24 protein-coding genes are annotated in these 23,465 nt (G+C 33.5%); 5 read left to right on the top strand and 19 right to left on the bottom strand.

Annotated elements, in window-relative coordinates; translation table 11 throughout:
- Nucleotides 1–4 precede the first annotated feature (4 nt).
- Nucleotides 5–874, top strand: a complete 870-nt coding sequence (locus ACK4M9_RS21115) for an RNA polymerase sigma-70 factor (protein WP_409854760.1) — start codon at nucleotides 5–7, stop codon at nucleotides 872–874.
- A gap of 751 nt (nucleotides 875–1,625) precedes the next feature.
- Here the strand turns inward: ACK4M9_RS21115 and ACK4M9_RS21110 are convergent.
- The 9 genes from ACK4M9_RS21110 to ACK4M9_RS21070 form a co-directional block, all read right to left on the bottom strand.
- Nucleotides 1,626–2,906 carry a histidine--tRNA ligase gene (locus ACK4M9_RS21110; protein WP_409854759.1) on the bottom strand — a complete coding sequence of 427 codons (1,281 nt, stop codon included), beginning with the start codon at nucleotides 2,904–2,906 and terminating at the stop codon, nucleotides 1,626–1,628.
- A gap of 582 nt (nucleotides 2,907–3,488) precedes the next feature.
- The gene (locus ACK4M9_RS21105) at nucleotides 3,489–3,950 is read right to left on the bottom strand and encodes a hypothetical protein (protein WP_409854758.1); all 462 of its coding nucleotides are present in this window, start codon (nucleotides 3,948–3,950) and stop codon (nucleotides 3,489–3,491) included.
- Nucleotides 3,951–4,742, bottom strand: a complete 792-nt coding sequence (locus ACK4M9_RS21100) for a hypothetical protein (protein ID WP_409854757.1) — start codon at nucleotides 4,740–4,742, stop codon at nucleotides 3,951–3,953. It abuts the gene before it with no gap.
- A gap of 206 nt (nucleotides 4,743–4,948) precedes the next feature.
- Entirely contained in the window at nucleotides 4,949–5,959 is a 1,011-nt protein-coding gene (locus ACK4M9_RS21095; RefSeq protein ID WP_409854756.1) for a DUF3231 family protein, read from the bottom strand.
- 293 nt (nucleotides 5,960–6,252) lie between these two features.
- Nucleotides 6,253–6,948 carry a GNAT family N-acetyltransferase gene (locus ACK4M9_RS21090; protein WP_409854755.1) on the bottom strand — a complete coding sequence of 232 codons (696 nt, stop codon included), beginning with the start codon at nucleotides 6,946–6,948 and terminating at the stop codon, nucleotides 6,253–6,255.
- 193 nt (nucleotides 6,949–7,141) lie between these two features.
- The gene (locus ACK4M9_RS21085; RefSeq protein ID WP_409854754.1) at nucleotides 7,142–7,459 is read right to left on the bottom strand and encodes a hypothetical protein; all 318 of its coding nucleotides are present in this window, start codon (nucleotides 7,457–7,459) and stop codon (nucleotides 7,142–7,144) included.
- Between the two features lie 46 nt (nucleotides 7,460–7,505).
- Nucleotides 7,506–8,051: a GNAT family N-acetyltransferase gene (locus ACK4M9_RS21080; RefSeq protein WP_409854753.1), complete on the bottom strand. Its 546-nt coding sequence runs from the start codon at nucleotides 8,049–8,051 to the stop codon at nucleotides 7,506–7,508.
- 113 nt (nucleotides 8,052–8,164) lie between these two features.
- Nucleotides 8,165–8,557 (bottom strand): hypothetical protein, encoded by a 393-nt coding sequence (locus tag ACK4M9_RS21075; RefSeq protein WP_409854752.1) that lies wholly within the window; start codon nucleotides 8,555–8,557, stop codon nucleotides 8,165–8,167.
- A 140-nt stretch (nucleotides 8,558–8,697) separates the two neighbouring features.
- Nucleotides 8,698–8,865 (bottom strand): hypothetical protein, encoded by a 168-nt coding sequence (locus ACK4M9_RS21070; RefSeq protein ID WP_409854751.1) that lies wholly within the window; start codon nucleotides 8,863–8,865, stop codon nucleotides 8,698–8,700.
- Nucleotides 8,866–9,118: 253 nt separating this feature from the next.
- On the opposite strand from ACK4M9_RS21070, the gene ACK4M9_RS21065 reads away from it, so the two are divergent.
- Complete coding sequence (locus ACK4M9_RS21065; RefSeq protein WP_409854750.1) at nucleotides 9,119–9,652, top strand: RNA polymerase sigma factor; 534 nt, start codon at nucleotides 9,119–9,121, stop codon at nucleotides 9,650–9,652.
- On the top strand, nucleotides 9,636–10,697 hold the full coding sequence (locus tag ACK4M9_RS21060; protein WP_409854749.1) for a hypothetical protein: 1,062 nt from the start codon (nucleotides 9,636–9,638) through the stop codon (nucleotides 10,695–10,697). Before ACK4M9_RS21065 ends, ACK4M9_RS21060 begins: the two co-directional genes overlap by 17 nt.
- Nucleotides 10,698–10,971: 274 nt before the next feature.
- Here the strand turns inward: ACK4M9_RS21060 and ACK4M9_RS21055 are convergent, their stop codons facing one another.
- From ACK4M9_RS21055 to ACK4M9_RS21045, 3 genes are all read right to left on the bottom strand, one after another.
- Nucleotides 10,972–11,415, bottom strand: coding sequence for a GNAT family N-acetyltransferase (locus tag ACK4M9_RS21055; protein WP_409854748.1), 444 nt, complete (start codon nucleotides 11,413–11,415; stop codon nucleotides 10,972–10,974).
- A gap of 268 nt (nucleotides 11,416–11,683) precedes the next feature.
- Nucleotides 11,684–12,130: a DUF4181 domain-containing protein gene (locus ACK4M9_RS21050; RefSeq protein ID WP_409854747.1), complete on the bottom strand. Its 447-nt coding sequence runs from the start codon at nucleotides 12,128–12,130 to the stop codon at nucleotides 11,684–11,686.
- Nucleotides 12,131–12,717: 587 nt separating this feature from the next.
- The gene (locus tag ACK4M9_RS21045; protein WP_409854746.1) at nucleotides 12,718–14,769 is read right to left on the bottom strand and encodes a molybdopterin-dependent oxidoreductase; all 2,052 of its coding nucleotides are present in this window, start codon (nucleotides 14,767–14,769) and stop codon (nucleotides 12,718–12,720) included.
- A 101-nt stretch (nucleotides 14,770–14,870) separates the two neighbouring features.
- Here ACK4M9_RS21045 and ACK4M9_RS21040 point away from each other — a divergent pair, with 101 nt between their 5' ends.
- Both ACK4M9_RS21040 and ACK4M9_RS21035 read left to right on the top strand, forming a co-directional pair.
- Nucleotides 14,871–15,428: a 4Fe-4S dicluster domain-containing protein gene (locus tag ACK4M9_RS21040; RefSeq protein ID WP_409854745.1), complete on the top strand. Its 558-nt coding sequence runs from the start codon at nucleotides 14,871–14,873 to the stop codon at nucleotides 15,426–15,428.
- 4 nt (nucleotides 15,429–15,432) lie between these two features.
- On the top strand, nucleotides 15,433–16,986 hold the full coding sequence (locus tag ACK4M9_RS21035) for a PucR family transcriptional regulator (protein ID WP_409854744.1): 1,554 nt from the start codon (nucleotides 15,433–15,435) through the stop codon (nucleotides 16,984–16,986).
- Nucleotides 16,987–17,042: 56 nt separating this feature from the next.
- On the opposite strand, the gene ACK4M9_RS21030 is transcribed toward ACK4M9_RS21035, so the two are convergent.
- From ACK4M9_RS21030 to ACK4M9_RS21000, 7 genes are all read right to left on the bottom strand, one after another.
- Complete coding sequence (locus ACK4M9_RS21030) at nucleotides 17,043–18,131, bottom strand: DUF362 domain-containing protein (RefSeq protein WP_409854743.1); 1,089 nt, start codon at nucleotides 18,129–18,131, stop codon at nucleotides 17,043–17,045.
- Nucleotides 18,132–18,155: 24 nt separating this feature from the next.
- Nucleotides 18,156–18,959, bottom strand: coding sequence for a dimethyl sulfoxide reductase anchor subunit family protein (locus ACK4M9_RS21025; protein ID WP_409854742.1), 804 nt, complete (start codon nucleotides 18,957–18,959; stop codon nucleotides 18,156–18,158).
- A complete protein-coding gene (locus ACK4M9_RS21020; RefSeq protein ID WP_409854741.1) occupies nucleotides 18,959–19,531 on the bottom strand; it encodes a 4Fe-4S dicluster domain-containing protein in 573 nt (190 codons plus the stop codon). Before ACK4M9_RS21020 ends, ACK4M9_RS21025 begins: the two co-directional genes overlap by 1 nt.
- A 13-nt stretch (nucleotides 19,532–19,544) precedes the next feature.
- The gene (locus ACK4M9_RS21015; protein ID WP_409854740.1) at nucleotides 19,545–21,743 is read right to left on the bottom strand and encodes a molybdopterin-dependent oxidoreductase; all 2,199 of its coding nucleotides are present in this window, start codon (nucleotides 21,741–21,743) and stop codon (nucleotides 19,545–19,547) included.
- 2 nt (nucleotides 21,744–21,745) lie between these two features.
- Nucleotides 21,746–22,384, bottom strand: a complete 639-nt coding sequence (locus tag ACK4M9_RS21010) for a TorD/DmsD family molecular chaperone (protein WP_409854739.1) — start codon at nucleotides 22,382–22,384, stop codon at nucleotides 21,746–21,748.
- 32 nt (nucleotides 22,385–22,416) lie between these two features.
- Nucleotides 22,417–22,674, bottom strand: a complete 258-nt coding sequence (locus ACK4M9_RS21005; protein ID WP_409854738.1) for a hypothetical protein — start codon at nucleotides 22,672–22,674, stop codon at nucleotides 22,417–22,419.
- Between the two features lie 461 nt (nucleotides 22,675–23,135).
- A partial coding sequence (locus ACK4M9_RS21000; RefSeq protein WP_409854737.1) for a P-loop nucleotide/nucleoside kinase family protein occupies nucleotides 23,136–23,465 on the bottom strand: 330 nt, incomplete at its 5' end.

The raw sequence follows: 23,465 nt of genomic DNA, 5'->3' as shown, positions 1-23,465 counted from the left end.
ACAAATGGAGATTAGTAATGACGATTATCAACAATTTAAACCATTATTGTTTTCAATAGGATATCGGATGTTAGGTTCAGTAGTGGAAACAGAAGATATTGTGCAAGAAACTTTTTTAAAGGCTTATCAAATTGATGAGCAAAAGATAGATAATAAGAAAGCTTATCTCTGCAAAATAATGACTAACAGTTGTCTTGATTTATTAAAATCAGCACGATATAGACGAGAACATTACGTGGGCCCAAGGAATCCCGAACCATTATTACTAAAGAAATCATCACTTGACTTCGGTCCATCTGAAATATATCTGCAAAAAGAAGGATTGAGTATTGCCTATTTACGGATGATGGAACATTTGGCACCAGATGAACGAGCAGTCCTCCTTTTAAGGGAGGTATTTAACTTTTCCTATTTGGAAATTGCTAATATCCTTGAAAAGAAAGAAGAAAACTGCAGAAAAATTTTTAGCCGTGTTAAGCGAAAGATCCTCCACATAGAGGGTGAAAGTTTAAACTATGAAAAGAATAAGTTAATTATTGAAAGCTTTATTCAAGCATTTCAAATCGAAAATACCGAAGCGTTATTAGAACTTATTTCTGAAAATGTTACCCTATACACTGATGGCGGCGGAAAAGTCCATGCTGCTGTTAGTCCAATTGTAGCTTCATCCAATGTTTTGAATTATTTATATGGTATTAGCAAAAAGTTTCCCGAAGACTCTTATTTTGAAGTTAAAAATGTCAATAGTCAGCCTGCAATTGTAATTTATATGAATAGCAAGGTTCAAAGCATTCTAAGTTTTTATATTCGTAATAATAAAATTAATGAAATATATATAACTTTAAATCCAGATAAGTTACCCAATCATTGTTAGTAGTTTTAATCAAAATCTAGCAGAAAAAATCTAATCTTCAAGTAAAATTCCTGAAGTATTCAAAGAACCTTTCCCCAAAAACCTCTTTAGGGAGAGGCTCTTTTCTTTTCTATCTCTATAAATAACTCACTTACTTAAGGTTCTGCCCTGTACAAGGGGTCAGGTTCACTGTCCCTCTGCTATAAATCAACGATCCACTATTAACTTAATAGTTGGGACAAGGTACCTGTCCCCTTGTCCACTCTGCTCAGTAATGTATTTTTCGTCAATTAAAAAGGCAGCTGGACATCAGCCCAACCACCTATTTACTCTATTTTTCTACTACAATGCATATTGTTTTAGATTCTTCAGAGGCCCACAACCCAAATCTAGGAGATTTTTATTAGTTTCTGGCGGTGTAATTTCGGCAATCCTCTCAACTGATTCATCTATAAAGTCATGACATCTACTGGCCGCTTCCCAGTTGGGATGTAAATGAGCTTCCAGCATTCCCTTAGAAATATGTTCATCATCCCAAAATTTACTTGTGCTTTGTGCATATAGTTCTGGTTTCTTTAAATACTTGAATAACTCTTTACATAATTTCCCTCTTTTCTTTTATAGTATAACAGTTTTTATTTTTTAAGATTATATAGCTAATCTAATTTTAAATCTTCAATCACACCTCTTACTATTGCCAAGAATACAAGTTTGTTTGTTAATCTTCTTTAAAATAACGATCCGTTACTTTAACAAGAATCTTTTAAATCAGTTAATAATGAAATGTTTCAATCCTTTCATCACCTGAAAACATATCTTTAACTTTGTATTGATTATTTTCCACTTCATCCTCTCCAATAATAATAACGTTACGAATCTTTTCTTTGTTTGCTTTATCAAGAGCTTTTCCTAATTTTTTGTTACTCATTTCGTACTCGACTTTATATCCTTTATTTCTTAAATAATTTGCTAATAATAAGGACTCTTTTTGAGTACCTAATGGAACTATATAATAATCTACATTTGGATTTTCTTTTAATTCTTTCTCTGATGAACTCATAGCCGTGTAAATTACATCTAAGCCGAATGATATTCCTACTGTTGAAAAGTTTTCATTTGTTCCGATCAGCCCACCAATTGCATTATCATATCTTCCTCCACTACCAATACTTGATTTTATAGATTTATCGGATAAGAATATTTCATAAATGGTACCCGTGTATATCTCTAAACCTCTTGCTAAGAATGGGTTAAATACGCACTGTTTATTAACACTGAGAAATTCTAAATAGGCTTCTAGCTCTTTTAGTTCTTCTAACCCCCGCCTTACCTCTTCATTTTGTTGGGAAAAGGATTTAAAATAACTTAAACTTGAATTTCTTTCATCAGTTAAAAACTGTTTAATTAAAGTTATCGTAGAATTTGATAACCCTTGATCATTAAGCTCTGAAACAACTGCTTCTAATCCGACTTTTTCAAGTTTATCTAGAATTAAAACTACTTGATTGATTTTTTCATATTCTGTACCAAATACATCTAGCATTCCAGTTAGTAATTTACGATTGTTATATTGGATCGTTACCTTTAAATCAAGTTTTCTAAATGCATCCAATGCCATAACCATTAATTCAGCTTCGGCTATTTGTGACGCTACACCTACAATATCAACATCACATTGAGTAAATTCACGAAACCTTCCAGTTTTGATTGGACCATCTCTAAATACTTTACCAATTTCATATCGCTTAAAAGGCATTCTAAGTGTCGGGTTCATTGCTACAACTTTTGCAAACGGTATAGTGAGATCGTAGCGTAAAGCTAAATCTCTTTCACCTCTATCAGATAATGTATACATTTCATCTACTATTTCAGCCCCACCTCCATATTTAGAAGTAAGTAATTCCGTATAATTCAATATAGGTGTTTCCAGTGGTTTACATCCGTATTGGATGAATACATCTTCTAATGTTCTTCTAATTTCTCTTCTTACAAGTTCAGCATTCGGTAAGTAATCTTGAGTGCCCTTTACATTTTGATAATCCATTTTTTTCATTTAATTGACCTCCATTTTTTTATAAAATAAAAAACCGCACTTGATTTAAGTGTTGAACTTAATCAAATACGGTTTAATGATAAATAGCCTTCCTATGTGTGATTTTTTAAAAAATCTAATAGCAAGGCTACTTGATATGATGATGTAGTTGTGAGAAGGAACTAATTGTCTTCTTAAATACTCGCATAAATACCCACCTCTAATTTCCATTAAATGTATCATAATACAATTTCGTTTTCAATAACTTTTTCTTGATATTATATATCAATGAATGTTCTTAAAACACTCTTTGTTTATTGGAACATTTTTGTTTTTCTTCTAATTTCCTCACACAACCAATCCATAGCCTAGTCACTAATGATTTCACATTAAGACTAATAAATGAATGATACCATTTCCAACTTTTCTTAAACTTTATTAAACCTGTCTTTCTTTCAGCCCAAATTTCTATCAATATCATCGGAATTGTAAAATAAACTTATCGACTATCTTATTTCCTTGCATTGATGAGACACCTCCTCTAGTTATTTAAGGTGAATTGTTTAAGCAATTTTATGTATGATAAAACACCATAAGAAGAAATTATCCTTCAACTATTGCTACACCCAATGCTAGATGTTCCCAAAGAAGCTCTTCAACTTTCTCAACTAAATCCTTTGGACAATTTACAACTAAAACAACGTCTGCCTTTTTTCCTTTTACAACCCTTTTTCTTTTATGAACGACTTTAAAAATAATGTAGTCGATAATAAATCCTAGTATAAAACCAACTGCTGCCCCAATTAACCCCCAATATATAGGACCCCACTCTAAAACAAACCCAACACTTGCCCCGATAACAGCAAAAGCTGTCCCAATAGCTGCTCCCTTATCAAATAAACTAATTCCATCTGCGCGATGGAGCGTATCAAATAATCTTCTCTCTTCTACCCTGTTAATGAGAGGAACCGCAAGTATATTCTCTTTTTTAATCCCTACTTTTTCTAAAGATGTGATGGCTAACTCAAGATACGCCGAGTGTTCAAATGTAGAGAAGATTTGCATTTATTTCACCTCATCAACTGAAATGGGAATTTTCACACGATATTGTTGATATTTTTCTTTTAAAAATTTTCGTTGTTCACTTTCATATAGTTTATTATTTTCGACAGTATTTACATAGGAATCATATACACTGAAACCTGCATGCGAAGGGATAAACAACAACCACTGTGGGTCCAATACTTGTGTAGCTTGAGTTATTTCCCCTAAAAAAAGAAAATAGACTGCAACTAAAAGATTGGAAAAATACACAAATAATATCATAAAAGACATTGTAAAAATCGCGGTAATTACTCGGTGTATGTAGAGTTGACCAAGACCAGGTGTAAAAATAGACCAAATGATTGCCATTATCGGCCTTCTTTTATCTAAGTAATTTATTTCTAATGCGCCAATGGTATATGAGTTGAAATCGGCATTTTCCCTCTCTGCTAGTAAAAAAACTTTATTCATATCAACTGAAGTACGATAGCTATCCCATATCCCATAAATATAAAATGGAATATACAAAAGCATCCATCTAGGTTCAAGAACTTCTTTTGCCATTTCAATATTCCCAGTAAAAGAGTAGACCATTGCAAGATTTATATTTGCCATATTATTTACGAGAATTTCCCATAAAAACAATGCATACCCTCTGAGATATTTTGATAAAAGGAGATGACCGAAACCTGGAAAGGCTGCCGACCACCATGCAATTATATATGGGTTTCTTAAATGAAGTTGGGTTGTACCAAGCGTACTTACATGTGCTTTAAACCGACGTTCCCTATTAGTGGAATTGAAGTTATTCAATTTATTTCCCCTCATTTTGTATTTAGTAATGTTTTACAATTTTTAGGATTTAACTAATTGAGAGCTTTTATTCACCCTTAGTGTGTTAACATGCTTTGTTAGTAAAAAAAACGCAACTACTTTTTATGGTACTTCCCCGTTACATTAATAAAAAAGTAGATAAAAAAAACACTTGTGAAAAATTGATATCACAAGTGTTTTTGCCTTTACTTTTTAATCATTTGATTTCGCTCTTCCATTTGAGGTGGTTCTTCCATCCAACCATTTTTAATCATTATTTTTGCACCTTTATGAGCATATTCAAATATATCTTTCAAAAAAATAGTCATTTTAGCTGGCAGATCATTTCGTAAACTAAAAGCGGTACCTAATGAGCCACTGCCCATAGAAAAACTGCAAAAAAGACTTGTGCAATACATCATCAATTTATCAGAAAATGGAGCTATTGTTGAACGGGTTGCATTACCACCTGCTGTTTGAGGAGCTTGTATACCACTTTGAAGTAAGGTTTCACTTAATTCCTTTACAATACTTTTAGCAAGTTCAGCTCCCTCGTTAAAGTAGTTTTTAACCTCCGTTTCATTTGCACATTGAGCAAAACCTGTAATCATTTGAAGTCCAAAGATATTTGATTCAATTGAATGATGAATCTGTGCAACTTCCACTGTATTTAATGAACGTCTTTCGCTAAATGGATTAATGGCGAGTCCACCCAAGTAGCTGTTATCTTTAACAAATTCAACTGAATTTGGCATTGAAACATAAGGAGATTTAACAAGCAACCCCTTTTCAAGTAAATATTCTGTGCAAAGCTCATAATAATTTTGAGTAATGGCAGTTAGCTCTTTAAAAATCCGTACAATATCTTTTCGATAACTCATAGTTATATTTAATGAGTGAAGCCCCATACTAATTTCTTTTAATAGGCGAACAAACATAATGTCAAAACCATTATCATATAACTTCGGTACCTCTTTGTTAACATCTTGAGCAGTATACCCAACTGGTATTATAGCCCCTTCATTTCTTAAAGTTTCTGTGATTATGCCAACATACTTGTCAATCTCTCCATATAAATTAGTCATTATCTCCTTGGCTTCATCATCATCTGCTTTCTCTATAAAGTATTCTAATATACGCAAGATCATTGTCTTTTCCTGATATGTAAGCCATAAAACACCCAATTCAGATGAAGTAATTGCTGATTTTTCTGGCATATAAATCTCCTCCTAAAATATACTCATTTTAGGTTTAGCACAAAATGGTATCTTAATTCAGTTTTATAATTTAAATTTTATTTTCATAAAATCAATATTTGTTTTATGCCCAGTTAGTTCTATAAATAGGTCTGATAAAGAAGATAAATCGCTGAATTCAGCTTTACGAATTGTAAAATTCATAAGATTACCAACTAGACCTCCAAATTTTTATTGTTTATCCTATTTCGTTTTTGGTATAGTCTCATGCTTAATAATTGAAAAGCGACAGCTCTGTTTTGCTATCGCCCCAATTAGTTCAATAAGACTTCGTTATTCATACCCATCTTTTCAAGACATTTGTTTAGAACATTTTTATCGATTTGATTTACTGAATAATACTTTTCTTTATAAATGGCTCGAATTGCTCCACGAATTTCTTCTTCGGTGATTTCAATTCTTTGTTCATTTTTAATAAAAAGATTTAATGGTATATTACTATCCCCAAAATGTAATGGTGGTTGTAGGTAATCGATTCCTTCGTATTGCTTATAATTTTTTCTTTCAAAGAATCTATTTCTTTTAATACAATCTTCTTTTTCTTCTTCCGTATGTACCATTTCTTCTGTTTCTGTTTCTAATAATATTGCTTTAAGCGACGTGTTTCCTGCTGAAACTGCATCTTTATTTAATAATTCTTCTAATTTTACTAAAGTTTTTGAACCTAACCCTTTACTTCGCACAAGAGGATTAGTAACAATATAAACTATAAACCCAAAATTTACATCTGCTAAATAATGTCCTGTTGCAAAAGAAACTAGTTGCTCCCCTTCTAAACCAATCAAGAACCGAAAATTATTCGGCTTTCTATTTCTCGCATATTGTAAACTATTCAAGAAGTTATCATGTGATTCTCTCACTTCAATAGGAAATGCTTTGTCATATAATTTTAAGACTTTTTCAAAATGTGTTAAATTATCATGTGTTATTTCATCCCATTTTATCGCCAAAACATTACCACCTTTTTTAAACTCTATCAATTTTTCTACGTAGTTTGATTTAAAATGTAATCCTTGTTGAACTATTCTGCTTCGTTGGCCCCTAACATCAGCACATGCACTCGTTTAGTCCAATACCTCCTTTGGAACATCCCAAAGGAAGGAAATAGTCTTTTGTAAATAGCCTAGTTTCTATCACATGCATTTAGAATGGATTCTCCCCTTTTAAAAATGGAACTACGATTATATAAATAGAACCGACAAATAAGAGCCAAAAAATCTTTGATGTGAGAAATCGATTGTAAAATTTAACTTCCTTAAATATTAAAAATCCCATAATTGCTATATAAACTACAAAGAGAAAATATGAAATACCAAACCAATTAACCCAAATATTGCCTATAAATTCAATTCCGTATCTTCCGTACCAATTGCCTGCCATATTTACAGTTAAATAAAATCCTAATGCCAAAAAGAAAAACAATTCAATTGACCTACCAACATCTTTTATAAATACTTGCAAAAATAACACCACCTATATAGTTCTTGCTCCTCAACTGTCACTCTCGTTACTTGAATAACTTATACCAATACAAAGTGGTTTCTATATTTGCATTATATGATTGCTTCAATGTGTCAACTCCACCTAGTATGAATCCTTGTTTCACATAAAACCTGCACGCTCCAAGATTATCATTTTGAGCCTCTAGAGACATTCCGATAAGTTTCTTTTGTTTTGCCCACTCTTCCGCTTTAGTTAAGAGCAACTTCCCGATTCCATATCCTCTAAATTCTTTTTTTGTTGCGATATTTTCAATATAACAGAAGCGATTCCAATCCATAATTATCCTAATTTGCCCAATGCAATTATTATTATTATAAGCTAAAAATAGAGCTTTATCTTCACGGTTTATATATCGACTCCAATCAAGTTTATCATCTGGGAAACGAATTTCTTTGGTTTCATCATATAGATTCTCTTCAAAAGACCATTTTCCGGATTGAAAACTGGGTACAACCTTACCAAACACTTTAAAATAATCATTTGGTTTATTGATGTCCTCAATTAATTCATCCTTTAATGGAGAAATTATGATTTCCTCTGCAATATTCATTTTGACACCTTCCCATTCTGAAAAAGAATTTTACTAGCACAAGCCTAAATACCTACCCTATTCAAAATTACTGCTTCAATAGTTTAAGTACTAGTGTTCACAATTTAACAGTTTCATTTTACTTTTAGCGGAAGCCTTGGACTTTCATCTTCATATATGGAATAAGCCCATCCTTCATTCTTCACATTAGAACACTGTTTATCTGTACAAAAGAAAAGGTAAGTTTGTTTATCAGTTTTAACGACTACGTTTAAATAGAAAGGAAATACTCCACCTTTAAATTTGTCAACTGTTGCATCAATCGAAATTATATTTTCTTTTTCTGCCAAACTTATATAGTCTTCACTATCAATTGTTTTTTTGACCATTTCACTTAATATAACCTTTTCTTCAGCCGTTGGAATAAACGGTTCCTTATATAAAGACCAATTACCAAACATAAAAACATTTAACCCTAAACTTGCAATCAATAAAAATAACAGTACCTTAGATTTCCACTGTTTCATATCCCTCACCCCTACGTTAATAGTTTCTAATAACCCTAATTAAGTTTAATAAATTTATATACAAAGTACTGTTTTCTATACGAATAACAGTTATTCCTTGTTTTAGTAAATATTTCGTTAGCATTCCTGTAGAGCGTTAATTACCAGGTTTGAAAAAAATAGAGCCCCTCAGTAATTCTTGTTACCTCAAACTCATATTCATCATCAGGTGCAGAAGGTAGCAAACCTATCGGGTCCCAATCATTAACTATCTTTTTAACAATATTAAACAATTTATTGTATTTTTCTTTAAGCTCTATATGTGACAACCGAAATCTCTCCTCGAAATTAAGAACATTTTCCTTGTTAAAGTATTCTGCTCTTACTTGAATAAGTAAATTTTAACACTATCTTTTTCATTCAGAATCTCCTTTGTTATAATTTTACTATCTCCTCTCTTTTTTTGAGAAAAAAATATATAATTTAGCTAAAATACTAAAAAAAACTAAAAAACTGTAACCTTTTTTCATTTCATCTCGTCTGAATATCAAATCTTTTACAGCATGAAGGGTGGTGGTTCATTTGTCCGAAAATAATAGTAGAAACGAAGAATTGGAAGAGTGGTATAACCTTTACAGTGATGCTCTCTTTAAATATATTTGCATGATGACTCGTGATTACCAACAAGCCGAGGATTTGACCCAAGAGACCTTTATTAAAGCCTATAACAACTATGAAATGTTCCAACGCCATTCGGAAACGAAAACGTGGCTGTTCCGAATTGCTCATAATGTGACCATTGATTTTCTTAGGAAGCGTAGGCCACTACGGATCATCGAAAGCTTCCTGCAAAATAAGAAAGACTCCAATCCCCTTCCGGAAGACATGCTTCAACTGAAAGAAGAGGCTAGTGAACTCTATAAGGCATTGGGGCAACTAAATCCGGTCAATCGAGAAGTCATTGTGTTACGAAAAATAAAGGGTTTTACTGTAAAGGAAACGAGCGAAATTTTAGGCTGGTCAGAGAACAAAGTGAAAGTGACACTCCACCGAGCCATCCCTATTCTAAAGAACCAGCTAGCAAAGGAGGGATATATCTATGAGAAAACAATATGATTCTCACGACTTGGATGACAGACTAAAACGCTTAGATGTTGACAGTAACTGGAAGGAAGAGCACCGCCATCAACTCAAGGACAGAATCCTTCGAGATGTCCAAAAAAATAAGCCAGGAACCTCTCATTTTGGAAGATTTCCATATAAATATTATTTCTCTCTAGGAGCAGCAGCTATAATACTTATGATCCTAGTTGGGCCTAGCCTTCAGACTTTTTTTTCAGAATGGAGTATGGCAATTAGCGGAGATGGTCCAGACGAAGCTAGTGTGATGTTGCGTGTAGTATTAACACTTATTATAGGCATCTTCTTCCTTGTTGGTATGGTATTAATTATTAGGAACAATGAACAAGCAAATAAACTGTTTTGGGATACTAATGGCTTTTGGCTCCTCAGTGATACCATTCGGGAATTGGTACGTAAGTGCTTTAAATTGCTAGTAATTCTTCAAATCTTGTATTTGTTCCACATTGTCTTAGGTGTATCCTTCCTTTTCCTGCTTGGTACGGGTCCTTTGGCAATCTGGGTAGAAAGGTGGATCGAGAATCGGGTAATCAAGCTCAGCTATCCATACCTTATCCAGATAATCGGGAGCCTTCTGGTCATTTTGTACTTCACCTTTCAAATGTTCACACCGTATTTTTTTCCGGGAGCACATTTAATCAATTCGGGCCTTGAAAAAATCGAAATATACTATGAAGCAATAGGGGATAATGATCTAAGCATAGAAGAACGTATAGAGCTAGCTAAGATCCCCTACGGAAGCCGAGCAAAGACTCAGTTCTCTCATTGGCAATACATGGAGGAGCAGGGGGAAGACATTTTTCGCACTAACTACAAGTTAATTGAATTAGTTGATTTCAGCCGTCGTTACCATGATTACACTTTAATTGTAGAGGTTGAAATTCAGTGGTATGAGGATGAGATGCTACAAATCGAAAGAGATTTGTGGGATTACACCTTTACACGAGAAGAAGGAGACTTTAAAATAATTGGTTCTGGCAGATTATCAGAGTATCAAAAATCATTGCTAAATAGGGAATAGACTACTACTTGCATTGTTATGTTAACAAATCGTAAAACTTAGGCCAGTTCACAATAGAACTATCACAACACAAATGACTGTGTTATTCACATTAAATAAGAGAATGGAGATTGGTCTCCATTCTCTTATTTTTGTATTTACTTCTTCAACTAAAGCCTCCGTTATTCTAAGTACATTCTTTCAAAATTAGCGTTATTTTTATATCATTAATTGGTTTATTTAATTCTAACACCTGTCTTTTCTTATCCATTTAAGAATGCATCTACCTCTATAACTATAGTTTGATGTTCTTATGCAAGAAAATGATTCTTTCTATTTCTTCAAAACCATTTTTCTTATAAAATTCTTCGGCAGGTATACCTCTATCTGTGAGAAGTATAATGTTACTTATATTACTGCTATGAAGCTCTTTTATTAAGTGATTTAACATCGCTCTTCCAATACCCTTATTTTGACATTGTGTTTTTACACACATTTCATTAATAAAAAACTCATCTCCGCTCCACCATACTCTATTTACACCAAAAATAAAACCGAGAATTTCGTCGTGTTCTACCGCTAAAACGCCTAAAAATCCAGGTGTCTGGTAAAAACTCTGTAAATATTTTTTAGCCTTTGTAAATGTCCATTCATCATTCCAAGGCTCATCATTGAATACTTCAATAAATGTTTCCGTACACTTAATTAAATCATTTTTTGCAAATAGTTTAAATTCCAAGGTGAATTCTCCTTATCGCTAAATGTATTATTAAAACCACCTTAACCGTTTATAACTAACATTATGGAGCTCAATCCCTTCAACCGCTTGGCTTTCGGCCCGCCACCTCACTGTCTACGCTTAAAGACTAAAGTTACCTTCAGCCCTCAAAGACTCGCTACGAGCGAATGGCTAGTTCCTACTCGACGGGAATCCCACCCGTTATTTGATACGACCTAGGCACGGCCGCACATGCCTTCGTTAGTTTAAGTTCGGTAATAAAAAAAACTCAGAAAAGAAAAATCATCAAAAAGCAAATGGGAAGTAAAATTAGTGTAACTATGTATTCTTTCGATTCTTTTAAATATCTCCATTCTGTGTATGCGTGAAAACTTAGTCCAACCGTTAGAACTGATAGCCAAAACAATTCTACTGTATAGGAGTTTGTGCTCTTCGTAATAAAAAAAATAAAAATACCCATACTTACTAAAGCGAGAACTGTTCTTCCTAACAGAGTAAAAAACCTCCCTGTTGTTTCCGAAACTCTTGTTCTCTCTCTTCCAAAAAACCATTCTTTGAATATGTCCTCAATAATAAAGATAAGAGCAAATATCAAAAATACTGTCGTCGGGAGTGGAGTAATAATACCTAGATTTAACTGTTGGTCGTTAATCCAAAAAACAAGGAACCCAGATATCACTATAATTAAAAGATAAAATATTTTTTTTATAATCATTCACCTTCCTATATTTTTTTTTTCAAGTATTCTACTTCGTTAATTTAAGTGAAACGGTTCGCAATCTAAAGTATTTTCACAATTAAATAATACCAGAAAATAACAAATAAGGTATGGAAAGAATTATTAAATTACTCGAATTTATGAGTAGTTAGTGGATTATTACTTGCCGCGTAGTATGCTTCTAAAAAGCAAGACGATCACTTGAATTGTGATCGCCAATAGATTATGTAGTTTAAGTGAATCTCTTCACGGTCACATGGGTCTTCATATGACAATATTACCAAAGAATAGCGAATTACTGTTCATAAATTTTATAAAAAATGGAGATTTCTCTCTCATAGCAAATATTGTTTTGATTATCAATAAACATAGTTTATTCCTGATAGTTTGCTGCGTAATCAATTAAAAAGGCAGTTGGACATCAGCCCAACCACCCAATGATCAAATGCTTTCCGCTAGCTTAGAAACAAGAAGACTTTGTAACTCGAGACGAAATTTACTTGATCTATTAATATTTGTTTTATTAGTTGCTTCTATTAAAACTTAAAAAACACCTCATGTATGAGAATGACAAATTTATAAAATTAATTATTATTAATTAATTTTACATCTACATAAATACTATTAAACGCCATACCTTCATAACCCGATGATACCTCTCCCATATCTGTAGGCGTATAAGAGATCAAACTATTAACAAGAATGTTTTCAGCATGTACCAGTAAGACTGAAGGATGAACTTCACTTGTAAATTTACACTTCAGTATGATTTCTCCTTGTTCATTAAAAATTGAAACGCGGGAATCATCATTTAATCCCTTCCTTTTTGCACTTGAAGGATGGATATAAACGATAGGCTCCTTGCTCTTCCCAAACATTAGGTTTAAATTACTGAACTGAGAATTAATGTTAAACTGACCATGGTTAGTGAGTAATAAAAATTGGTCACTCATTTTATGAGTTGTAAAAGTATGTTGAGCAATTGGAGATTTACCATTATGCAAAGCCCTAGTTGAGAAAAACTCAAATTTCCCAGACGGTGTTTCAAATTTTTTATCTTCCCAAGCCACTTTTGGAAAATCTAGAAGCTTCGGTCCTTCAATTAGTTCACGCCAATTAGAGATATTTAAGTTATTGTACATATCACTAGTAAATTGTTCCTCAATAAAATCCTCTATTGACTTATCATAAGGGAAGGTTGAAAAGCCTGGTCTTAATTCGTTTAGACGCTTTGAAAGCATTTTTGATATCTCAATATCACTTTTCGATTCATAATAAGGCTTAATAGCTGGCTCGTTAATTCCAATCCAATGATGCCAATAGCTAGGAACAATGTCCCACTCTTCAAAATTAGTAGTAGCAGGTAATACTATATCAGAAAGTTGAGCTGTTGGAGTTAGAAATTGATCAACAGTTACGACTAACTCTATATTTGACATAGCTTTCTTCAACAGCTTTTGATCTGGGTTTTGTGCCAATAAGTTACGACATGAAATCCATAGCATTTTAATAGGTGGGTCAGTGGTTTCCTGCAACGCACTTGCAAAATTATTGATTGGTATAGAGCGAACACAATTTTCTTTGGTAAACCCATGATTATAATACGAAATAATTTGATTTGAAAATTCCCAACTACCCATTTGTGCATACAAGACACCAGTACCCTGTTTCCCGATGTTACCCGTCATTGCCATCAATGCATTAATGGCGCGAATATTTTGGCCACCAGCCACATTCCTTTGAAAACCAAAGCCAATCCATACTACCACATTTTTGTTAATATAATGATTTGCTATTGTTTCTAGCACTTCCATTTCTAGACCGCATTCCTGTAAAAGAGCATTCATATCTATTGATTTAATATAGGTAAGGAACTCTTTAAAACCTATTGTATATTCATTTATAAACTGTTCATCGTGACCATTGATATCGTATATATATTTTGCAATTGCTAATGCCAAAGCACCGTCTTTCCCTGGTTTAATTTGTACATAAACATCAGATTTCTTTGCTGTTGCCGTATATACTGGGTCAATTGTAATAATTGTAGCGCCTTTCTTTTTCGCTTCATATAAATAAGAGATAGAATGCATGGATGTCCAAACAGGATTACACCCCCAGAGGATAATAGTATCTGCATAAGTTAATTGCTCTGGATCTGAATTTTTAAAGTTTCCAAAGTCATAAATCGAAGCATCTAATCCAGAAGACCAGCAAGGAGACCCTACTGCACGAGTTGTACGACCTAAACTATTAAAAAATCCCTCAACGCTGTTATGAAGAATTCCAAAATTCCCTGAATATTTATTTAATGCAAGGGAAGAATTTGTTTTGTATCTATCAAAAAAAACTAATATCTTGTCACAGATAATCTCAATTGCCTCTTCCCAAGTGATCCGATTCCAATCACCACTTCCTCTTTTTGTTTGAAACATTGGGAATTTTAATCGTTCTGGATGATAAACATGTGATAAGTAATTGTAGCCCTTAGGACATAACTTACCGTTGGTATACCCATGACTTGGGTCGCCAGTTACTTTCATCAATCTGCCACTTTTTGTATAACCTAACATTCCACAACTACTATAACAGTTTCTTGGGCATATGTGACGAGTTACTTTATAATGTTTATCCAATTGAAATTCCTCCCACACATAGGTGTCGATTTTTCAACACTTAGTTATACCTAGTTACTTTTCCTCACCTTATCCAGTAATATTAAAATGAGGTGATATTTATGAAACAGTTAGCCTTCTTTATCGATGTATATAAATGTATCTTTTGCCGTTCATGTACGTACAGTTGTAGTAATGAAAACGAAACAAAAGATAAAAGACGAAGAGTCTTAACAGTTTCTCAAAGCCATGGTCAAGACAATATCCATTTTTCCACCTCATGCAATCATTGCGAGACACCAGCTTGCATGACAGTTTGCAACCAAAATTGTATAAGAAAATTTCGAAATGGCATCACCCTTATAGATAAACAAAACTGCATTGGGTGCGGAAAATGTGCAGCAGCTTGCCCTTTTCAAGCGATAACAATTAACTCTAAAACAAAAAAAGCGGACAAATGTGATATGTGCTATAGTCGTTTACAAAAAGGACAAAAACCAGTCTGTGTTGAATCCTGTATCGCAGAAGCAATTTCAATCAATGATATCACTCAAGAGTATCCAAGTGAGTATAAAGCAACATTAAAAGAATATACGATGAAAACCATTACAAATCCATCTACTCGTTATAAATATATTAAAACACATAAGACCCTTTTCTGGGCAGAAGAAAGAGAGTAATCCTATGTTTCCATTAACATACGAGACTTTAATTACACGTAAACCTTTCTATTTCGCTTCCATCTTAGCCGGTTGGAGCGGTAAAAGAAATGATTGTTTGTCCGTTTCTTTAGGCGAATTACCTAAACAAAATAACAGCTTGTTACTGGTTCGTTATTCTGAAGAAAATCTTTTATTTTTAGAAAGAGCCTTTAAGGATCCCAACACTTCTGGGATTATTATTTTTGCAAATCAAAGTGAATATGTGGGATCAACTCTAACGAATTTGGCAGATTTACTAGAAAAACCCCTTCTTTTTTTAGAAAATCATGAAGGTGATATTTTGTTTGAAAAAGTGAGCCAAATTCTTGAATTATATAAAAACAACCTCCATGATATCTTTCCAGAGGATTTATCAACCTATTGGCTACATTTATTTTATCAAAAGGATATTTCGCATGTGATGGAAAGATTAAACACCATGATGGGGCAAGAGGTCTATTTTTATACAAATAAATATGAATTTTCAGCAATAGGATCTTCTACTTCTCCTCCTGTGAAATCAATAGATGAATTTGGTGACATTATCAAAGATCAAATTACTTTGGTTCAAAAGAATGGAGTAGAATATTACTTATATCAAATCCTAGATTTAACGGGTACTCTTATTGGTTATTTTATATTAGAGAAAATTTATGATCTTACTACTAATCAATTGAACTTATTGAATAGCATTACTACCACTATCCTTACATGGTTTACGCAATTGGAGTTAACTCGTAATGTTCACGCAAAATATAAAGATCAATTTATATTTGATTTATTAAATAACAATATTGAAACAGAAAGCCAGTTAATTGAATTAGGAAAGCTTTGGGATATGGAGTTTCATACGAATGGATACGTCCTGGCTATTAACTTAAATAGCATCCAGGCAATAACAAAGGAACTTAGTGTAAATATTAGTCATTTATTAAAAAAAACTAATAATCTCAACATTACTATTCATACTACTTTTATCAGCCATCGACTTGTCGGTATTATCTTTCTAAACTCAAAAAGTATATCTATATCCAAAGATGATTTAAACCAATGGCTAAAAGCATTTCAAAAACAAGTTTCTGAAAAATTCTCCGCTGTTCAAACAATTGTCGGAATAGGAAGATCACATTCCTCTAACTTAGATATTTATAAAAGCTTTCAAGAAGCGAAAATTGCCCTGCAAATGCGTGATTACGTTTATGGGAATAAGGGAATTATTCATTATGAGGACATTGGATATGTTCGATTACTCACTTATATTCATAACGACTTACTAAATGACTTTGCCAATCAGTATATTGGTGACTTAGCAAAACATGACAGGGAACATGATACAGAACTCGTCCATACCCTTTATATGTTCTGTAACTTTAATGGTGATATTAACAGATCAGCTGATAGTTTATTTATTCATCAAAATACTCTGCGCCAAAGATTAAAAAAGATTGAAAGTATTTTAGAGGTTGATTTACAAAACTACACTGAATTAGTCAATGTCATTCTATCGTTAAAAATAGCACAGAATTTGAATCAGTAATAACAAAATAATATAACAAAAGGCTTAGAAATTTTGTTCTAAGCCTATGATTATTTTTACAGCAAGTATACAAATTTCTCCTTAAAAAACAATCCCTTTTTCAAGTTCATGTGAATATGTTTTTCATAGCAGATTTCTTCACATAAACCACAGGATACACATTTATTAGTTGCCAAAATAATATTTTCCCCGTCCATTACAAGCGCATCCGTAGGACACAAAAATGCACAAGCCCCGCAACGAGTACAGCTATTATCTATGTTTGGAATGAGAAATGCTAGCTTTTCCTGCAATTCTGGATACCTTTTAAATTCAGCAAAAAGGAATGCCCTTTTATCAGTATGAATGACAGTATCGTCTAAGAATCGGTCTACTAACGTATTTTTCATTTCTGAAACTTCTTCAGCCACCTCTTCTAAATCACTAAGCACAGTATGGTAGCGATTAAACTTATCAAAAGGCGATAGGGGAGTTGATACTTCTAATACTTCTTTAACAGTAATCGTATTCGTCTCCTTCACCTCTTCAAGTAAAAAAGATAAAAATCGACGCCGATTATGATTTTCTATCTCTTCATTCTTAGAATTTAAGTAATCGAAGCTTGAGGTCATATGAAATACTTTGTTAATATTAGATTCCGCACTTTTTAGTTGCTTTAAAAATACTTCTTCTCCAGTTGAATTGATACAACCACGACAATGCTTTGAATCGTAGATAATACGTAACTGAGAAGTATTCATTCCTATACTCATCCATAACTCCTGTGGAAGCATTCCTAAACAAGGCACCTCTACGACATTTGCTTTACAATCACTATTTATTGAAGAAGAGCAGGCTATATATACAGCCTGACCTTCTTCTGATAAACGAACTATCTTATTAAATAATTGAATGAGAGGAGGGTGATTCCATTTTAATGCATTCGTCGGACAAACAGATGTACAAATTCCACAATTTATGCAATTCGAACTGATTTCAATTGAATCTACTTCTATTTGAATACTACTTACTGGACAAACATCAACACAGCCAGAACAGCTGCTAGTAACCGCACGTACTTTTAAACATTTATTCGGTACGACTTCAATTTTATCAATTTTTTTTAAAAATACATTTGATAGCTTATTAATCTGTTTGAAAAGCATAAGAAATCTTCCTCCTCTCACTTTTTATAAATGAATTGCTGATGAGTAAAATAAGATTCTTCCAATAAACTCTGCTACAACAAAGCAGGAAAGTAGAACTAAAACATAAGGCAAGGAATAACCTTTTTTACTTAAGAAAGAATATCCTGCAATAACCACTCCTACAGTTAAGGCCATTAATTTAACCCAGAAAAACGGATTAGATATAAGGATTGATGCTGTTTCAACAGCCTCTACAAATCCACCAAATAATATAGTCAGATTCATCACATTCATTAAAATCGCCACAATAGCAACTACAATAATATACAAAGATAAATTTATAAACTTTCTATCTATTACTAGTATTAATAGTTGAACAAATACAGGTCCTAGTAAGAGCGCCGTTACGAAAAATGCTGCCATTGTCATACCATTATTCCAAGCTGGTATGGCTGGAATGGTATAGATCATTGCAGTACTATATATCGTTATCATTCCCATGACAACGGCGGCCCATCCAGTAGCTTTCTTTGTTGCATCCTTCTTCGCAACAAAGCCATAATAGAACACAAGTAACATGAATAGCGGATAAAATACGATTTCTCTAGAAAGCCATGAATTCCCAAAATTTAATATTGCTTTGTATGCTTCAAAAGGATGACCTAGGTGAAACATAGAAACAATTATTGCTACAACTGAAATTGATAATATTGAAATCAAGCTGATAAAAGTAGCTCGTTTAGAAATCTTTTGTTGATAAGCTTCAAATAAAAATATTGTAGCAAACGCACCGATGGCTAATTGTGAAAGAAACGTAAAGATTACAAGCGTGATACTCTGTTCCATTAGTTTTCCCTCCAAACTACATTCGTTGATAATGGTAATTTGAATCTTGTAGAAGAACCAGTGAGACTTGGATCAATAAAACCTTTAAGCTCTGAAACTACCTCAGATTCATTAATTACATTTAAATCAATAATCGAAATAGCTTCCATTGGACATGAAGACACACAGATTGTATCCTCACCCCTTTCTAAAAGATCCGAACACATACTACATTTATCTACTTTTTTCTTGGTCTTACTAAACTGCGGTACACTATAAGGACATGCGATTGCACACATCTTACAGCCAATGCAGCGTTCTGAATTATGTTTAACAATCCCATTTTCGAGCTTCGTGTAAGCCCCTGTTGGACAAGCCTTCGCACATGACGGTTCTTCACAATGATTACATGCAGTAGAAATGTAACAGCGCTTTACTGTTCCTGTTAACATTTCATCAACTTCACTAATAAATCGTCGATTTAGGCTTGGTTCTAATTGATAAAAACTTTTACAGGATATTGTACATGCGTTACAACCAATACAACGGTCCATATTTACTTGGAAACCTAGTCTTTCCTTTTGCACAGTCATATTCTATACCCCCTTACATTTTCTCTAAATTAACGAATTGATCATGGAATGCTAAACCAGCTTGACCTGTTGCACAAGAACCCATATCTGATGGTGTTGCTTTTACTAAATAATTCACGTTGAAATTTTGGTCTTTGTACCAAGCTTCATACATAACAATCCCATCTTTTGGTATAGATTGTGTTAATTTAGCTTTAACCTCTACAAACCCTATTTCATTTGAAACTCTTACCATGTCTCCATCCTTAATCCCTTTTTGATTAGCCAAGATCGGGTGAATTTCCACAAATGGTTCATTATGAACAGACTCCATCCATTCTAGGTTTGCAAATTGGGAGTGTAAGCCATATTTCCAGTGCGGTGTTAAGAACCGAATCGGTGTTTCCTTTGGAGCTTTCAGTTCCTCTACATATACCGGTAGAGCATGATGTCCGTAAGCAGCGCACTTTTTCGATAAAAACTCATATTTTCCTGACGGAGTACGAAATTTCCCATCCGCCCAAGCTGCATCATAGCCTTTAATTTTGGCTGTGCCTTTTTCCAATATTTCTTTCCAATCTTTAAAACCAAATTGGGCCAATTGTGCATCTGACATTTCCATGCCGACCCACTCTTCCATTGAACGATCTGTAGGATACGTACATGATCCAGGTTGCAATTCATTTAATTTCTTTGATATACCCATAGCAATTTCAACGTCACATTTCGATTCGTATAACGGATCAATTGCCGGTTCATTAATGTTTATCCAGTAATGCCAATAACTTGCGTGTACTCCCCATGTTTCAAAAATTGATGTTACTGGAAGCACTAGGTCTGATTGATTAACTGTTTCGTTAAACCATAGATCTGCTGTTACAACGAAATCAATAGACTCAAAGGCTTTATACGATACAGAAGCTTCTGGATCTTGGGCAATTGGATTTCGACATGCAACCCACAGCATTTCAATAGGTATTTCATTTGGGTTAGAATTTAGCTCTAATACTTGTGCTGGGAAGTTGTTAATATTAATAGCACGATCCGCTTCGCCACCACTTCCTTCAGGTGGTGTTCCAGCGACCATTGCTGCATAATTAAAGCCCCAACTATCTAACTGCGCGTAGTTAGCTCCGCCACCAACAACACCGATATTTCCTGACATTGCTACTAATGCATCAATTGAGCGAACCGCCGCTCCACCGTTTGTGTGTCTTTGCATTCCATATCCAATCCAAATTGAAGCTGGTTTGGCTGCGGCATATTCACGAGCTAACCGCTCAATCACTTGAACAGGAATACCTGTTTTTTCAGAAGCCCATTCTATGGTTACGTTATTGCGTAAATAATTTAAATACTCTTCAAACCCAATTGAATTACTCTTCAGCCATTTTTGGTCATGGAGATTATGATCTAAAATGTACTTAGCCATCCCTAATGCTAACGCTCCGTCAGTTGAAGCTTTTATTTCAATAAACTCATCAGCGTTTGCAGCTGTATCTGTCATAATTGGATCAATGACAACTACTTTGGTTCCATTTTCTTTTGCTTTTTGAATAATACTCATAGAGTGAACAGATGTCCAAGCAGGATTTGCTCCCCATATAATTAAATACTTTGCTTTGACCATCATTTCTGGATCTGAATTAACAATCGTACCAAAATCAAATGTTTGAGAATCAATACCTGCTGGCCAACATGGTGTTCCTGTAGCTCTTGTGGTGTATCCCCAACTTGAAAGCATTCCCTCAACACCATAGGATAGGATATTGAAGTTTCCTGAGTATTTATTTAAAGCAATTGGTAATGTACTTCCATGCTTCTCTTTAATTTCAAGGATTTTCTTTGCAATCATTTCGTATGCTTCGTCCCATGTGATACGTTCCCATTTTCCTGATCCACGTCCGATTTGTTTCATGGGATACTTAATACGATCTGGTGAATACACATAATTTGGGTATGTGTAACCTTTCACACACAATCGCCCATTTGTATACGAGTTATTTTTATTTCCTGTAATATATTTAATTGTTCCATCTTCAACCGTTGAAACTAATGAACATGTATCATAGCAGTTTCTAGGACAAGCCCCAAATACTTGTTTTACTTCACCAGCTGCTTTCACTGTATTATTATTTGTTTTAGTAAAACTCGATGTTGTTGTGCCTATTCCTAGTAATGCACTTAAAGTAGCCGATCCTTTTAAGAATGTACGTCTTGAAAATTTACCCATGATTATTTACCTCCTTTAAGAGATAGTTGATTTTTTTCTTCTGAAAGTAAGTGTTGCAATAAATAAGAAATACCAACCAAAATTTGATTGTTCGTTTTTTCACGAACTAGACCACAATGAGTTACTATCCACTGTAATAAGTGTTCTTCTAAAAAGTCTTGATACAGTTTGTAGTACTGATCATTTTCTATACTGTTTTTTAACAAATAGCAAACGAACTCTAACTCAAGAGCCAGGTGATCATCTGGATCAACATTTTTCTTCGAAACTTCCAAACCAGCTTTTTGATAAAACTTTCTTACAGCCAATGTTTCGTATTGCATTAATGATCTTTGATCGTTTCGATAAGTAGACTCATAAGGAGAAGCCTCTAAACGATTAGGTCCAACAAACAAACGATTAAATTCATATTCTAATTCTTCTACATCTTCCTCTGAAATGTCGTAAAACCTGTTGAAAACGTTTTGGGAATCATCCTGAGAAAAAGACATCCATTCAATCTTTATTAGACCAATTAATTCTCTCCAATCAGACTCACTCAGCTGAATTAATTGTCCTGCATAAAACTTTTGTAAAAAAGTATAAATAGAAAGTTTATGCTTGATTACTTCTTCGTTCCTATACAACTGTTGATTAACCATGACCTAACACAACCTTTACAAAGTAGTTGGTATTAATGGCCTGATAGACCACCACCCTCAAATGAAGCTTTTTCTTCTTCAATAGCCTTTACAATTTCTTCTTGTGCTTCTGCCTCTTCACTTGTTTGAAAATACTCATTTACTAATTTGGGATTTGGATCTCCAACATATTGTTCATCTACTACACCACTGTTTACGATTGGCTTTTCAGATTGACTGTCGCTAGAGCAACCACTTATAATAGTTAGAATACCGAATGCACAGACTAAAATTGTTAATATTCGTTTCACTAACATTACCTCCTTTTATTTGTTAACTAAATTCTAGCAAACAACTAATAGGTGCAAGAGTGTAAAATCAAACAGTCTTGGCTATTACTGAATGTAAAAATTTACACTCACAAAAAAACACCTTGTTATATCAAGGTTTTAAGTGTTTTTTGAAAATTAAGTATATTTTATTTAATTTCACTTTATAATAATTCTCTTCATTACTTCGCCATAATTAAAGATACGTTAGGTGATTTATTGATTAATTTCAATAAAATGGAATAAAAATACTATAAAAAAAACAGAGCTAAACCTCTATATTGGTTAGCTCTGTTATATGTATTTAATTTCCTCAATTCTAAAACTATCCAATATTAATTAGTCCTATTAAATTCTTCTGAAACAATAGTTACTCCATTTTTTTATATTATATAGAGTACCTCCCAGAAACAGAAGTACCCTATACACACGAATCATTGAACTCATTGTTTTTCTTTTTCGCTAAACTCCAAAATATTTAAACCCTCTGATACTTCTGGTGCTTCAAAAAATTTAGTAACATGATTAAATACCGCTTCCGTGTCAAAAGGTGCTCTCTCGGGTTGTTCGTTACGCCTTTGTGAAATTTGACGTAAGCATTGCTCGTTATTTAGATTAAGGAAAATAAGTTGATGGCTTGCATTGACCTCTAACGCCAAATCCAAAAACCACTTTCGCAGCTTTTGAGTATTAGCTGGAAAATCCATCACTACATCTGTACCGACACTTAATATGTTTTGGACATGCTTTTTTACCAACGGCTTGAGCTGCGC

This window comes from Anaerobacillus sp. (assembly GCF_046314235.1).
Lineage (GTDB): Bacteria > Bacillota > Bacilli > Bacillales > Anaerobacillaceae > Anaerobacillus.
This window is presented reverse-complemented; position numbering and strand designations above follow the sequence as displayed.

Excerpts from the sequence above, each read along its gene's own strand:
- ACK4M9_RS21115 (WP_409854760.1), top strand. The coding sequence starts at position 5 with ATGGAGATTAGTAATGACGATTATCAACAATTTAAACCATTATTGTTT.
- ACK4M9_RS21030 (WP_409854743.1), bottom strand. The coding sequence starts at position 18,131 with ATGCTTTTCAAACAGATTAATAAGCTATCAAATGTATTTTTAAAAAAA.
- ACK4M9_RS21095 (WP_409854756.1), bottom strand. The coding sequence starts at position 5,959 with ATGCCAGAAAAATCAGCAATTACTTCATCTGAATTGGGTGTTTTATGG.
- ACK4M9_RS21015 (WP_409854740.1), bottom strand. The coding sequence starts at position 21,743 with ATGGGTAAATTTTCAAGACGTACATTCTTAAAAGGATCGGCTACTTTA.
- ACK4M9_RS21060 (WP_409854749.1), top strand. The coding sequence starts at position 9,636 with ATGAGAAAACAATATGATTCTCACGACTTGGATGACAGACTAAAACGC.
- ACK4M9_RS21075 (WP_409854752.1), bottom strand. The coding sequence starts at position 8,557 with ATGAAACAGTGGAAATCTAAGGTACTGTTATTTTTATTGATTGCAAGT.
- ACK4M9_RS21035 (WP_409854744.1), top strand. The coding sequence starts at position 15,433 with ATGTTTCCATTAACATACGAGACTTTAATTACACGTAAACCTTTCTAT.
- ACK4M9_RS21080 (WP_409854753.1), bottom strand. The coding sequence starts at position 8,051 with ATGAATATTGCAGAGGAAATCATAATTTCTCCATTAAAGGATGAATTA.
- ACK4M9_RS21040 (WP_409854745.1), top strand. The coding sequence starts at position 14,871 with ATGAAACAGTTAGCCTTCTTTATCGATGTATATAAATGTATCTTTTGC.
- ACK4M9_RS21020 (WP_409854741.1), bottom strand. The coding sequence starts at position 19,531 with ATGACTGTGCAAAAGGAAAGACTAGGTTTCCAAGTAAATATGGACCGT.
- ACK4M9_RS21025 (WP_409854742.1), bottom strand. The coding sequence starts at position 18,959 with ATGGAACAGAGTATCACGCTTGTAATCTTTACGTTTCTTTCACAATTA.
- ACK4M9_RS21050 (WP_409854747.1), bottom strand. The coding sequence starts at position 12,130 with ATGATTATAAAAAAAATATTTTATCTTTTAATTATAGTGATATCTGGG.
- ACK4M9_RS21105 (WP_409854758.1), bottom strand. The coding sequence starts at position 3,950 with ATGCAAATCTTCTCTACATTTGAACACTCGGCGTATCTTGAGTTAGCC.
- ACK4M9_RS21010 (WP_409854739.1), bottom strand. The coding sequence starts at position 22,384 with ATGGTTAATCAACAGTTGTATAGGAACGAAGAAGTAATCAAGCATAAA.
- ACK4M9_RS21110 (WP_409854759.1), bottom strand. The coding sequence starts at position 2,906 with ATGAAAAAAATGGATTATCAAAATGTAAAGGGCACTCAAGATTACTTA.